Origin of the sequence: Nonomuraea sp. ZG12, assembly GCF_052068115.1 — a bacterium.
GTDB lineage: Bacteria > Actinomycetota > Actinomycetes > Streptosporangiales > Streptosporangiaceae > Nonomuraea.
Window position 1 is genome coordinate 1 of the sequence record NZ_JBQHCW010000032.1, and the last position, 13,500, is coordinate 13,500.

Sequence of the window (13,500 nt, forward strand, 5' to 3'; positions counted from 1 at the left end):
CATAAATGACGGGGTTGTGCATCATGCACTGGCTTTTAACACACTGTTGAGTTCTCAAGAAACGGACGCGTACATCCCCACACCATCTGATCACTCAGACCGAGCAGCGGAGGCGCTCATTTCGTGTTTCTGTTATGTCTTAATCCTGTCAGCCGTTCAAGTCTCTGTCAAATTGACCGGACTCGCTCGACCTGCAGGAATAACCACTGCCCCGTCTCCGGGACAACCCCTCTAACTTACCAGCCCTCAGACGGTTCTGCGAACCGATCCTCGGAGTGTCGAGCCAGAAGGAGTTACCGTCACGACTGCGCAGCCCACACCAAAGTCACCTGAGTGAGAGAGAGTGGTTGCGCCGCACTGCGTCGGCTTCTAAAGATTAGCAGCGCCCCAGGACCGCTCGTGACGGCTTCCGGAACGCGGCAGGCCACGAATCGATCACGGCCGAACATAGACTCGCCCCGTGAGCAGCAACACGCCCCCTGTGGCGAAGAAGGTTCCGGCTGAGCGCACCCATCACGGCGACACCGTGATCGACGAGTACGCGTGGCTTACCAACAAAGAAGATCCGGACACGATCGCTTATCTGGAGGCGGAGAACGCCTTTCTCAAGGAGCGGACCGCGCATCTGGCCGATCTCCAGGAACAGGTCTTCCAGGAGATCAAGGGCCGCACTCAGGAGACCGATCTGTCGGTGCCGAGCCGTAAGGGCGGTTGGTGGTACTTCAGCCGCACCGAGGAGGGCAAGCAGTACGCCATCTCCTGCCGGGTGCCGGCCGACGGGGACACCCCGCCTGAGATCACCGTCGGTGAGCGGCTGGAGCACGAGCAGGTCATCCTGGACGGCAACGAGCTCGCGGGCGACAGTCCGTTCTTCTCCGTGGGCACCAGCTCCATCACCCCCGACGGCACGATGCTGGCCTACTCCACCGACTTCACCGGCGACGAGCGCTTCACGCTGCGGTTCAAGAACCTGACGACGGGTGAGCAGCTGCCGGACGTGATCGAGGGCATCTTCTACGGCGGCGCCTGGTCCGCCGACGGCTCGGTGTTCTTCTACACGCGCGTGGACGACGCCTGGCGCCCGTTCCAGGTCTACCGGCACACCCTCGGCACCGAGGAGGACGTACTCGTCTACGAGGAGACCGACGAGCGGTACTGGGTGGGCATCGGCCTGACCCGCAGCGAGCGTTACCTGGTGCTCGGCGCGGGCAGCAAGATCACCAGTGAGGTCAGCATCCTGGACGCCGCCGACCCCACGGGCGAGTTCCAGGTGGTGCGCCCCAGGAAGACCGGGGTCGAGTACGGCGTCGAGCACGCGGGCGACTTCTTCTATGTCCTGCACAACGACGGCGCCCGCAACTTCGAGCTCGCCACCGCCCCGCTCGACGACCCCAGCACGTGGACGCCGCTGATCGAGCACCGGGACGACACCCGCCTGCTGGAGATCGACGCGTTCGCCGGCCACGCGGTTGTCCACTTCCGCCGCGACGGCCTCACCGGCCTGCGGGTGCTGCCGTACGAGGACCAGCCCGCGTACGGTATCGACTTCCCCGAGACGCTCTACGACGTCGGACCGGCCGGCAACCCGGAGTTCGTCACCAACCGGCTCAGGCTCGCCTACACCAGCATGGTCACCCCGGCCAGCCTGTACGACTACGACCTGGCCACCCACGAGCTCATCCTGCTGAAGCGCAAGCCGGTGCTCGGCGGCTACGACCCGGGCGACTACGAGCAGTTCCGCGAGTGGGCCACGGCCGAGGACGGCACCGAGATCCCCATCTCGATCGTCAAGCGCAAGGACGCCGGCAGGCCGGCCCCGACGGTCCTGTACGGCTACGGCAGCTACGAGACCTCCATCGACCCGGGCTTCTCGGTGCCCAGGCTCTCCCTGCTCGACCGCGGTTTCGTCTTCGCGGTGGCGCACGTGCGCGGCGGCGGCGAGATGGGCAGGCGCTGGTACGACGAGGGCAAGCTCACCCAGAAGAAGAACACCTTCACCGACTTCGTCGCGGCGGCCCGGCATCTGAAGCGCTCGGGCTGGAGCTCGGAGGTGATCGCCAGGGGCGGGTCCGCCGGCGGGCTGCTGATGGGCGCGGCGGTGAACCTGGCGCCGGAGGAGTTCGCGGGCGTGGTGGCCGAGGTGCCGTTCGTCGACGCGCTCAACACCATCCTCGACCCGTCGCTGCCGCTCACCGTGATCGAATGGGACGAGTGGGGCGACCCTCTGCACAACGCGGACGTGTACGCGTATATGAAGAGCTACACACCGTACGAGAACGTGGACGACCGGGCGTATCCGCCGATTCTTGCGATCACCAGCCTGAACGACACCCGGGTGATGTACCACGAGCCCGCCAAGTGGATCGCCAGGCTGCGGGCCACCGCGCGCGGCGGGCCGTTCCTGCTCAAGACGGAGATGGGAGCGGGTCACGGCGGGCGCAGTGGGCGTTACGACGCCTGGCGTGAGGAGGCGTTCGCCCTTTCCTGGATCATCGAGCGCGGCACGAAGGGAAGCACGGCATGACCTATCAGGCAGACGAGGCCCGCTACGAGCGGCAGCCGTACAACCGCAGCGGCAGGAGCGGGCTTAAGCTGCCCGCCGTTTCGCTGGGGCTGTGGCACAACTTCGGCGACGACCGCCCGCTGGAGAACTCCCGGGCGACCCTGCGGCGGGCGTTCGACCTCGGGGTGACGCACTTCGACCTGGCCAACAACTACGGGGTGCCGTACGGGTCGGCGGAGCGCACCTTCGGGCGGATCTTCCAGCAGGACTTCGCCCCCTACCGGGACGAGCTGGTCATCTCCAGCAAGGCGGGCTACGACATGTGGCCCGGCCCGTACGGCGAGTGGGGCTCGCGCAAGTACCTGCTGGCCAGCCTGGACCAGTCGCTGGAGCGGATGGGGCTGGAGTACGTCGACGTCTTCTACAGCCACCGGCCGGATCCGGAGACGCCGCTGGAGGAGACGATGGGGGCGCTGGACCGGGCCGTGCGCTCGGGCAAGGCGCTGTACGCGGGGATCTCCAACTACTCGGCGGAGCAGACCACGCAGGCGGCCAGGATCATGCGGGAGCTGGGCACGCCGCTGCTCATCCACCAGCCGTCCTACTCGATGATCAACCGCTGGATCGAGGGCGGGCTGCTGGACGCGCTGGAGGAGGCGGGCATGGGCTGCATCGTGTACTCGCCGCTGGCGCAGGGGCTGCTGACCGACCGCTACCTCAAGGGGGTGCCTGCGGACTCGCGGGCGGCCACCAGCAGGTTCCTCACCGAGGACCGGATCGACCGCGACCTGGCCCGCGGGCTCGACGAGATCGCCAGGGGCAGGGGGCAGACGCTGGCCCAGATGGCGCTGTCGTGGACGCTGCGGGACCCGCGGGTGACGAGTGTGCTGATCGGCGCCAGCAGCGTGCGGCAGCTTGAGGACAACGTGGCGTGCGTGGACGGCCCGGCCTTCACCGAGGACGAGCTCAAGGCGGTGGACGAGATCACGGGGACGGCTGCGTAACCCAGGTCAGAGGGCCTCGTTGCGCTGCAGGTAGGTGAAGGCCGCCCAGCCGGGCAGCACCGGCAGCCAGAAGGTGAGCAGCCGGTGCAGCAGCACGGCGGAGGTGGCCAGCTCGGCGGGCACCCCCGCCACGGTCAGCCCCAGCGTGAGCGCGTACTCGACCGCGCCCAGGCCACCCGGTGTGGGCGCGGCCGAGCCGATGGCGTTGGCCGTGAGGTAGACGACCGCGACGGTGGTGAAGTCGATGGTGCCGCCGAAGGCCCGGACGCAGGCGTACAGGCAGACCACGAACGCGATCGTGATCATGAGGGTGCCGATCGAGCCCTCGATCAGCTTGCGCGGCGACTGCAGCACGTCCAGCAGTCGCGGCAGCACGTTGGAGAACAGCCGGTGCGTCCGGCTGGTGATCATCCTGCGCAGCGGCGGCACCCCGAACAGCACCACGATCAGCAGGGCGACGGCCAGCATCACCACCACCAGGCCGCGTGAGGGAGTGAAGGTGGTGGCGGTGTTGGAGCCGGTGATGTAGGCGAACAGCAGCAGCAGCGTGATGTGGAAGACCATCATGATGAACTGCGAGGCGCCGACGCTGGTCACCGCCAGGCCGGCGGAGATGCCGCGTTTCTGCAGGTAACGGGTGTTGATGGCGACGCCGCCGACCGCTGCGGGCGCCACCAGCTTGACGAACGACGCGGCGAACTGGACGAGCACCGTCCGCCAGAGCGGCAGGACCTCGGGCACGAATCCCCTGAGCATCAGCGCCGCGGCCCAGAAGCTGACGAACGAGGCCATCAGCGCCACCCCGGACCAGCCCCAGTTGGCGGTGGTGATCACCCGCATCACGTCGACCTGGCTGACCTGGGAGAGCAGGAAGTAGGCCGCCAGGGTGCTGACGATGATGGTCACGAGCGTGCGCGGTTTGAACCGTTCGAGGCGGATCTCCTCGATCGTGCCCTGCGGTTTGAGCGCCACGATCTGCTCGCGGATGCCGGCGAGCAGGTTCTTCTGCTTCGCCAGCGCCGAGCGGGTCTCCCGGGTCAGCGCGATGCGCTGGAGCAGCGGCATCGCGGTGGCGAGCGTGTCGGACCCCATGATCGCGGCGGCGCTGCCGACGGACCGCTCGGCGCCGACGCGCAGCGCCAGGTAGGTGAGGAGCTGGGCGATGTCCAGCCGGAGCAGCAGGTCTCCGGCCGCGATCTCGCCGCTGCGGGCATCGGTCAGTACGACGCGTCCGGCCCGGTCGAGGTGGATGCCGTCGCCGGTCAGCCTCCGGTGCGCGAGCCGCTGGATCTGCAGCAGTGAGACCTGCTCCCAGATCTGTGCGAGCACGTCGTCGGTGATCTCGTCGTCGGGCACCTCGTCGAGCGGCCTGGTGTCGATGTGCTCGTAGGCGAGCAGGGCCGCCTCGGTGCCGATCTCGCTGGTGCCGATCAGGCGGGGGGTGCTGGCGCCGGCCGCCTGCGCGGCGTAGGCCATCAGCGCCTCGCGCTCCAGCTCGGCGCGGAGCGACCTGATGGCCCTGCGCCTGGTCTCGGAGTGCAGCCGGAAGCGCCGCCACAGACGGTAGGGCAGGCCGGCCACCTGGCGGTCGCGGTCGAGCACGGTGACGTCGAGGGTGGTGCCGTCGGCCAGCCCGATGGCGTAGCGGCGGCTGCCCTGGTGGTCGTCGTCGATGCGGCGGGCCGACACCGGGGAGAAGGAGAGCTTGCGCAGCGCCGACACCACGGCGTTGCCCGGTGGCCTGGTGTTGGGGCTGCCGACGCCGTACAGGGTGGCGTAGCCCATGGCCATGCCGACCAGGACCGCGACGACGGCGCCGGGCAGGGTGATCTGCCTGCCGGAGTAGAGGGCGAGGATGTCGAGGGCGATCACGGTCCACATGAGCGCGCGCCAGGTCGGCCGGCGCGAGATGCGGACCGCGGTGGTGTAGGCGATGACCGAGATGAGCAGGGTGTTGAGCGGCTCGATCGAGCGGCCGCCGGTCAGCAGCTGGGTCAGGTCGTCGACGTGGCCGGCGAGCAGCCACTGGCCGATCAGGAAGGAGCCGACCATGCCGATGATGGCGGCGATCAGCCCTTCGGCGACGCGCAGGCCGTCGCGGTGGAAGACGCGCTCGACGGCGAAGGCGACGGGCACGATGAGCACGGCGGCGCCACCGACGAAGGTGGCGATCCGGCTGAGCAGGGGCACCAGCGTGGTGCCCTCCGTGACGTCCATCTCCAGGCCGTACAGCGTCTGCTTGGCGACGAGGGCGAGCAGGATCACCGCGGTGAGCGTGAGCAGGGTGGCCAGCAGGCGCAGGAGGTCGGAGGGGCGGCGCAGGCGCTGCGGGAGCAGCGGCTCGACTACGTAGACGTCCGCGTCAGCGCGCGCTGAGTCCACGGTGGGATCCTCCTTCGCGAGGTCCTCCGCGTCTTCGCGTTCTCTGATTTCGGCCACCGACAGCGATTCTGCACCTTCCCGGCCAGACCATCCGATCCCTGGACATCGGCATCCCGGATCGTCACCCCGGGTCCGGACGCGGTTGACCTGCCCATCCCCAGGCGATTCAAAGCGGTTGGCAGGCTACACGGTGGGACGCCAACCCTTCACCTCTGATTTCTACCGTGCACACGCCTCTGGCGCGCTGATCGAGCCGACATAAACTGACGCCCATGTCGGGCGAATTGATAGTTTTGGGGGCTTGTCCACTGGACTGCCCGGATACCTGCTCCTGGGTGGTCAACGTCGAGGACGGCCGGCCGGTCAGCATGCGCGGCAACCCGGACCACCCCTATACGCGTGGCGCTCTCTGCGTGAAGGTCAATCGCTATCTGGAGCAGACCCGCGCGCCCGACCGCATCCTGCACCCGATGCGCCGCGTCGGTCCCAAGGGCTCCGGCCGGTTCGAGCGGATCAGCTGGGAGGAGGCGCTGGAGGAGATCTCGGTACGGCTGCGCGGCATCGTCGAGGAGCACGGCGGCCAGGCGATCTGGCCCTACCTCGGCACCGGCACGCTGGGATACCTCCAGGGCTGCGAGGGTGTGGCCGGACGCCGGTTCTGGAACACGCTCGGCGCCTCCAAGCACTGGCTGAACATCTGCGCGGCGGCGGGCAACAGCGGCCTGCGGCTGACCAACGGCAGCGCGGGCGGCATGGACCCGGAGAACTTCGCGCTGGCCGGGCTCATCCTCCTCTGGGGCACGAACCCGCTGACCAGTGGGCACCACTTCTGGAAGTTCGTCCAGGAGGCCAAGGCGAACGGCGCGTACGTGGTGGCCATCGACCCGATCCGCACCCGTACGGCCGACCAGGCGGACCAGCATCTGGCGATCCGGCCGGGCACGGACGCGGCGCTCGCCCTCGGCCTGCTGAACGTGGTGCTGGCGGAGGGCGCGCAGGACGAGGAGTTCCTGGCCCGGCACACGGAGGGCTGGGAGGACTTCCGCGAGGAGATCCTGAGATATCCGGTCGAGACGGTGGCGGAGATCACCGGCATCCCGGCCGAGGACATCCACAGCCTGGGGATGCGGCTCGCGCACACCCGGCCCACCGCCATCCGCGCCACCATGGGCATCCAGCGGAACGAGGGCGGCGGCACGACGATGCGCACGATCGCCGCGATCCCCGGCGTGACCGGCGACTGGCGTCACCCCGGCGGCGGGGTGTCCTACTCCACCAGCGACCACGTGCACGTCGCCATCGACACCCGCGAGGACCTGCTGCCCGCGCCGGTCCGCACGCTGACGATGACCCGGCTGGCCTCGGAGCTCGCCAAGCCGGACTCGGTCAAGTGCCTGTGGGTGTACGCCGCGAACCCCGTCGGCTCGACCGCCGACAGCAACCGGATCAGGAAGCAGCTCGAACGCGAAGACCTGTTCACGGTCGTCATGGAGCAGTTCCCCACGGACACGGTCGACTACGCCGACATCGTGCTGCCCGCCACCATGCAGACCGAGCACATGGACCTGCACGCCGGCTACGGACACCTCTACCTGCTGTGGAACGAGCCCGCGGCGCAGCCGCCCGGCGAGTGCCTGTCCACCACGGAGACCTTCCGCCGCCTGGCCGCGCACATGGGGATGACCGAGCCGTCGCTGTTCGACTCCGATCTGGAGCTGGCCGAGAGCCTGCTGTCCAGTGGTCATCCCTCGCTCGACGGCATCACGGTCGACCGGCTGCGCAAGGAGGGATGGGTGCGGATGAACTACCCCGAACCCTTCACGCCGTTCGCCGACGGCTTCCCGACCGAGTCCGGCCGGCTGCGCTTCCCGCCGTCAGGCAAGGCGTACGTTCCGTCGCTGTCCGCTCGTACGCGCGGCGCGGGACCGTACCCGCTGACCCTGATCACTCCCGCGCCGCACATGTTCCTGAACACGACCTTCGGCAACAACCCGGAGCTGCGGCGGCGGGCCAAGGATCCGGTGGTGCTGGTCAACCCGGCCGACGCAGAGGCGCGCGGGCTGAGCGGCGGGCAGCGGGTGCGGGTGCACAACGCGGGCGGCGCGTTCCTGGCCGACGTGGAGGTCAGCGACCGGGTGGCGCGCGGCGTGGTGGCCGCGCCCAAGGGCCGCTGGCCCAAGCTGACCCCCGGCGGCACCAACCCGAACGCGGTCGTCGAGGAGCGCCAGGCCGACCTGGGCAGGGGCGCGGTCTACCACGACAATCTGGTCGAGATCAGCCCAGCTTGAGCTTGTAGCCCTCGTGCGAGGCGGTGAAGCCGAGGGAGGCGTAGAAGCGGTGCGCGTCGGTGCGGGACTTGTCGGAGGTGAGCTGCACCATCGCGCAGCCGCGCGCCCTGGCCCGGTCCACGGCCCACTGGATCATCCTGCGGCCCAGGCCCTGGCCCCGGGCGGCGGCCGCCACCCGGACCGCCTCGATCTGGCAGCGCTCGGCGCCCAGGCGGGACAGGCCGGCCAGGTAGCTGAGCTGCATCGTGCCGATCACCTTGCCGTCGCGCTCGGCGACGATCAGCTCGTCGTAGGGGTCGGCGTCGATCCTGTCGAAGGCGGCCAGGTAGCGCTCGTCGCCCAGATCGCCTTCCCGCTCGGCGCCGAGCGGGTCGTCGGCCAGCATCGCGACGATCGCCGGCACGTCCTGCCTGCGCGCCTGCCGGAAGAGGAGCGACAGGACGTAGTGGGACTCCGTGAGGTGCGGATGGGACGGCAGGGCCATGGTCCTGCCGCTGGGGGTGAAGCCCTTGCGGACGTAGAGGGCCCTGGCGCCCTCGTTCTGGTCGACGGCCCAGAGCTCGACCTCCTCCGCGCCGTACTCCCTGGCCCAGGCGACGGTGGCGTCCACCAGGCACGCGCCGACGCCCTCTCCCCTGGCCTCCGGGGCGACCCACATGGCCAGCAGGTGCATCCGCCCTTCTTCGGCCTTGCCACAGACCAGCCCCACGTCTGCCCCGTCGGCCGTGGCCACCATCCACCGCGACTCCGGATTTTTCAGCCTTTCGGCCCATTTGTCGGGCAGGAAGGGGCTTTCTCTCTCGTACGACGACCCGAACGCCTCAGGCGCGTCCCGGAGCGCCCGCAACCGGATCGCCCGCAGCCGCTCCCCGTCGTCCGGCCCGAGCCGCTCGATCACGATGTCTCGCATGGACAAATGATGTCAGGAACGAACTAAAGGACCATCCCCCTACCCGGCGAAGTCCTCTACGGCGGCATCCAGGGCTACGACGTGTCATGGGTGGGGCAGCGCGACCCGATCCCGGTGCGCACCCTGCCCAGCACCCGCAGGCGGCTCTGAGCGCGACTACCCCGGGGGTGAAATCAGGGTCTGTCCCCGATGTGGTCCGGGGGTGCGGAAAGGCACGCTGGGGTCATGAACGAAATCACCCGACGCGACGAAGTCTCGCTGTCCGGCGCCGCGCTGCGCGGTGCTCCCTGGAAGGCCGCGGTGATCGGCGGTGGCGCCGTCAGCGTCGCCAGCTTCGGCATGGGCCTGATCACCGGTGGCGGGGACCTGGTGTGGGCCCTGGGGCTGGGCATCAGCCTGTTCGCGCTGATCGCGGCCATCGGCTCGGTCGCCAAGCCGGAAGAGGGCGACCGGGTGACCCGGCAGGCGCGCATCTGGGGGCTGCGGCACCCGTGGAAGTTCGCGCTCGTGCCCGCCGCCATCACCACCGTGCTCGACTATCCGGTGCAGCTCGTGCTCGACGGCGAAGGGGTGATCGGCTCGGCGTTCCAGGCGGGCTGGCACGGCGCGCTGGTCTACGCGATCGCCGCGATCCTCACACTCACCATGCAGGGCCGGGCCAACTCGGCCCGCTGAGACCCGCGGCCATCACTGCGGCACCCCCCTCTCGGCCTCGCTCCTGCAGACACAGAACTCGTTGCCCTCGGGGTCGAGCATGGTCACCCAGCCGGTGCCCTCAGGGGTCCGGCGGTCGTCGAAGACCGTGGCACCCAGGCCCAGCAGCCGCTCGACCTCCTGGTCGCGGGTCCGGCCCTCGGTGCCGTTGACGTCCAGGTGCACCCGGTTCTTGGTGGTCTTGGCCTCCGGGACGCGGATGAACAGCAGGAACGGGTAGCGCTCGGTGCGCAGCATCACCTCGTCGTCGCCCGGCTCGTCCCCCTCTCCCAGAGGAAGCCCCGTGGCGCGGCTCCACCAGGACGCCAGCTCGTACGGGTCCGCGCAGTCGATGGTCACCGCATGAATCTCGATCATGAAGCCACCCAATCGCGACACCACCTATCGCGTCAAGCCGGTTAGTGTGCGCCCGTGAGGTTGAGGCCGATCACGCCGGCCAGGATGAGCGCGATGGAGATCAGCCGGACCGCCGAGACCTGATCACCCAGGATCAGCATGCCGAGCAGGGCCGTGCCCACCGCGCCGATGCCCGTCCAGGCGGCGTAGGCGGTGCCGACTTCCAGCGACTTGAGCGCGTAGGCGAGCAGGCCGAAGCTGAGCACGGCGGTGAGCAGGAAGGAGACGGTCCACCACAGGTGGGTGAAACCGTTGCTGAGCTTGAGCGACAGCGCCATGGCGACCTCGGAGAGGCCGGCGAGCACGAGGATGATCCAGGCCATGGAATGACTCCTTCAGGCGAGACGACAGTGAAGTGCGTCGTCTTGGCCTGCCGGGTACGGCGCGTCTCGTCCGGGAGCTGAGCTCATCCTTCAGAACGCCATCCAGGTGGGGGTCATTCCCACCAAAGGGTCACCCAGCGGTCGCGGGGAAGCGGCCACATGCCCATCTCCAGGGCCGTCCGCGCTACCTCGTCCGCCCGCGACGGGTCCAGGCAGATGCGGTGGCACGCGCTGGCCGCCAGGTCCTCCAGCGAGTCGAAGCGCTCCAGCGGTGCCTCACGCTCCTCCACGCGCACGGCGAAGCCCAGGGCCGCCGCCACGGCCACGCAGTCCTCGGCGACCGGCCTGACGGGTCGGGTGACGCCGTGGAAGTGCTTCCAGAGGGGCTCCATCCAGCTCATGGGGTGGCGGTGCGGGAGCTCCAGCACCACCCGCCGCTTGGCGTGGCCGTCGAGGGCCCGCAGGAACTCCGCGATGTCGGGCACGTTGTAGACGACGTGGGCGGACACCACCACGTCCACCTCGGGCACCTGCGTGGCCACGCCGGGCCAGCGGCCCTCGACCGTGGTCACCGGCACCGCCAGCTTGTCGGCCCTGGCCGCGAGCTCCTGGAGCATCTCGGCGGAGGTGTCGACGGCCCACAGGTGGCCGATCCGGTCCCGCAGCGGGAGCGACGAGGCGCCGGGACCGCAGCCCACGTCGAGAAGAGTGCCGCCGTCGGGCAGCGCCTCGGCCAGGCGGGCCGTCGTGGGGCCGTCGTCCGGCGTGGCGAGCACCCTGTCGGTGCGGCTGGTGAACTGGGCGAGGGGATAGGTCCAGGGATCGACTGGGGCCTCGGCCAGGATCTCCTCCGGAATGGCCCAGGATTCCAGGCGCTCTCGCCACTTCGCGGCGAGTTCTTCGGCGTCCATGGAGAGAGCATGCCATGCATATCGGTGGTTACTCGCGGGTAGCATTTCAAGTAAGGTTACTGGCGAGTACATAAGGACCTCGGTTCAAGGAGATCTGCACCCATGGGCCACTACAAGAGCAACGTGCGTGACCTGGAATTCAACCTCTTCGAGGTGTTCGGTCGGCGTGAGATCCTCGGCAGCGGACCCTATGCGGACGTGGACGAGGACACTGCCCGCACCATTCTGGAAGAGGCCGACAGACTGGCCACCGGCGTGCTGGCAGACTCCTTCGAGGAGGGCGACCGCAACCCGCCGGTGTTCGACCCCGCCACCTCGTCGGTCACCATCCCCGAGGGCGTCAAGAAGTCCTACCGGGCGCTGACCGACGGCGGCTGGTCGAGCTTCGACCTGCCGGCCGAGCTCGGCGGCGCGGGCATCCCGCGGAGCCTGGCGTGGGCGACGGCCGAGCTGGTCCTGGGCGCGAACCCGGCCCTTTACATGTACGCCGCCGGCCCCAACTTCGCCTACACCATGTGGAAGGTCGGCACCCCCGAGCAGAAGCGCTTCGCGGAGCTGGCCATCGAGCGCCACTGGGGCGCCACCATGGTGCTCACCGAGCCCGACGCGGGCTCCGACGTCGGCGCCGGCCGCGCCAAGGCGGTCCAGCAGCCTGACGGCACCTGGCACATCGAGGGCGTCAAGCGCTTCATCACCAGCGGCGAGCAGGACATGACCGAGAACATCTTCCACCTGGTGCTGGCCCGCCCCGAGGGGCACGGGCCCGGCACCAAGGGGCTGTCGATGTTCCTGGTGCCGAAGTTCCACGTGGACCTGGAGACCGGCGAGCTCGGCGAGCGCAACGGCGTGTACGTCACCAACGTCGAGAAGAAGATGGGCCTGAAGGTCTCCACCACCTGCGAGCTCACCTTCGGCGACAAGCACCCGGCGATCGGCTGGCTGATCGGCGACGTGCACGAGGGCATCAAGCAGATGTTCATGATCATCGAGCACGCCCGCATGATGGTCGGCACGAAGGCCATCGCCACGCTGTCCACCGGCTACCTGAACGCCCTGGAGTACGCCAAGTCGCGGCTGCAGGGCGCCGACCTGACGAAGATGTCGGACAAGACCGCCCCGCGCGTGCCGATCATCGACCACCCGGACGTACGCCGCGAGCTCATGCTGCAGAAGTCCTACGCCGAGGGCATGCGCGCGCTGGTGCTCTACACCGCCACCCTCCAGGACACCATCCAGGTCAACCCTGAGGACGAGCACGCGCAGGCGCTCAACGACCTGCTGCTGCCGGTGGTCAAGGGCGTCGGCTCGGAGCGTTCGTACGAGCTGCTCTCCCGCTCGCTGCAGACCCTCGGCGGCTCGGGCTATCTGCAGGACTACCCGATCGAGCAGTACATCCGCGACGCCAAGATCGACTCCCTGTACGAGGGAACCACCGCGATCCAGGGCCTGGACCTGTTCTTCCGCAAGATCCTGCGGAACCAGGGCGTGGCCGTCGGCGCGCTGCTGACCGAGATCAACGAGTTCGCCGCGTCCGAGGCCGGCAACGGCCGGCTGAAGGAGGAGCGCAAGCTGCTCACCGAGGCGGCCGCGGACATCAAGGCCATGGGCGACACGATGGCCGGCTGGGCGCTGGGCTCGCTGGAGGCTCCCAGCGAGGTCTACAAGGTCGGCCTGAACTCCACCAGATTCCTGCTCGCGCTGGGCGACCTGGTGATCGGCTGGCTGCTGCTGCGGCAGGCCGAGGTGGCGCTGGGCAAGCTGTCCGACGGCGAAGACAGCTTCTACCGGGGCAAGGTGGCCGCCGCCTCGTTCTTCGCCAAGACCGTGCTGCCCCGTCTGGCCGCCGAACGCCAGGTGCTGGCCGCCACCGGCCTGGAGCTCATGGAGCTCCCGGAAGAGGCTTTCTAGACCCTTCCAGGCCCCTGGACCCTCTGCCTCCCGCGGCAGTCACAGGGAGAACGCCCGCTCCGATCCCGGAGCGGGCGTTCGCCGTTATGGAGCCGTCGCCCCGCGGCGGGTGTGTTCGCCCATACTCGGGTATGACCGTGGGCGTACTCGTTCTTTGCTCA

The 13,500-nt window shown here is 69.0% G+C and carries 10 protein-coding genes and 1 riboswitch; of the genes, 5 read left to right on the forward strand and 5 right to left on the reverse strand.

Features of this window, described 5'->3' with window-relative positions; genetic code table 11:
- Window positions 1-460 precede the first annotated feature (460 nt).
- Window positions 461-2,524: a S9 family peptidase gene (locus ACTMTF_RS43655; protein ID WP_441115983.1), complete on the forward strand. Its 2,064-nt coding sequence runs from the start codon at window positions 461-463 to the stop codon at window positions 2,522-2,524.
- Window positions 2,521-3,507 carry an L-glyceraldehyde 3-phosphate reductase gene (mgrA, locus tag ACTMTF_RS43660; protein ID WP_441115984.1) on the forward strand — a complete coding sequence of 329 codons (987 nt, stop codon included), beginning with the start codon at window positions 2,521-2,523 and terminating at the stop codon, window positions 3,505-3,507. The genes ACTMTF_RS43655 and mgrA overlap by 4 nt, the downstream gene beginning before the upstream one ends.
- A 6-nt stretch (window positions 3,508-3,513) precedes the next feature.
- On the opposite strand, the gene ACTMTF_RS43665 is transcribed toward mgrA, so the two are convergent.
- Window positions 3,514-5,889, reverse strand: a complete 2,376-nt coding sequence (locus tag ACTMTF_RS43665) for a lysylphosphatidylglycerol synthase transmembrane domain-containing protein (RefSeq protein WP_441115985.1) — start codon at window positions 5,887-5,889, stop codon at window positions 3,514-3,516.
- Window positions 5,890-6,161: 272 nt separating this feature from the next.
- Here ACTMTF_RS43665 and ACTMTF_RS43670 point away from each other — a divergent pair, with 272 nt between their 5' ends.
- A complete protein-coding gene (locus ACTMTF_RS43670; protein WP_441115986.1) occupies window positions 6,162-8,177 on the forward strand; it encodes a molybdopterin-containing oxidoreductase family protein in 2,016 nt (671 codons plus the stop codon).
- Here ACTMTF_RS43670 and ACTMTF_RS43675 read toward each other — a convergent pair.
- Window positions 8,164-9,087 (reverse strand): GNAT family N-acetyltransferase, encoded by a 924-nt coding sequence (locus ACTMTF_RS43675; RefSeq protein WP_441115987.1) that lies wholly within the window; start codon window positions 9,085-9,087, stop codon window positions 8,164-8,166. The two genes, ACTMTF_RS43670 and ACTMTF_RS43675, sit on opposite strands and share 14 nt — an antisense overlap.
- 225 nt (window positions 9,088-9,312) lie before the next feature.
- Between ACTMTF_RS43675 and ACTMTF_RS43680 the strand changes: the two genes are divergently transcribed.
- Window positions 9,313-9,762, forward strand: a complete 450-nt coding sequence (locus tag ACTMTF_RS43680; RefSeq protein WP_397017108.1) for a hypothetical protein — start codon at window positions 9,313-9,315, stop codon at window positions 9,760-9,762.
- Between the two features lie 12 nt (window positions 9,763-9,774).
- Here ACTMTF_RS43680 and ACTMTF_RS43685 read toward each other — a convergent pair whose 3' ends face one another.
- The 3 genes from ACTMTF_RS43685 to ACTMTF_RS43695 form a co-directional block, all read right to left on the reverse strand.
- On the reverse strand, window positions 9,775-10,158 hold the full coding sequence (locus ACTMTF_RS43685) for a VOC family protein (RefSeq protein WP_397017106.1): 384 nt from the start codon (window positions 10,156-10,158) through the stop codon (window positions 9,775-9,777).
- A 41-nt stretch (window positions 10,159-10,199) separates the two neighbouring features.
- A complete protein-coding gene (locus ACTMTF_RS43690) occupies window positions 10,200-10,520 on the reverse strand; it encodes a DMT family transporter (protein ID WP_397017104.1) in 321 nt (106 codons plus the stop codon).
- 31 nt (window positions 10,521-10,551) lie between these two features.
- A riboswitch (guanidine-III (ykkC-III) riboswitch) is annotated at window positions 10,552-10,608 on the reverse strand.
- A 25-nt stretch (window positions 10,609-10,633) separates the two neighbouring features.
- Window positions 10,634-11,431, reverse strand: coding sequence for a class I SAM-dependent methyltransferase (locus tag ACTMTF_RS43695; RefSeq protein WP_397017102.1), 798 nt, complete (start codon window positions 11,429-11,431; stop codon window positions 10,634-10,636).
- Window positions 11,432-11,533: 102 nt separating this feature from the next.
- Between ACTMTF_RS43695 and ACTMTF_RS43700 the strand changes: the two genes are divergently transcribed.
- Entirely contained in the window at window positions 11,534-13,339 is a 1,806-nt protein-coding gene (locus ACTMTF_RS43700; RefSeq protein WP_441115988.1) for an acyl-CoA dehydrogenase, read from the forward strand.
- Window positions 13,340-13,500: the final 161 nt, after the last annotated feature.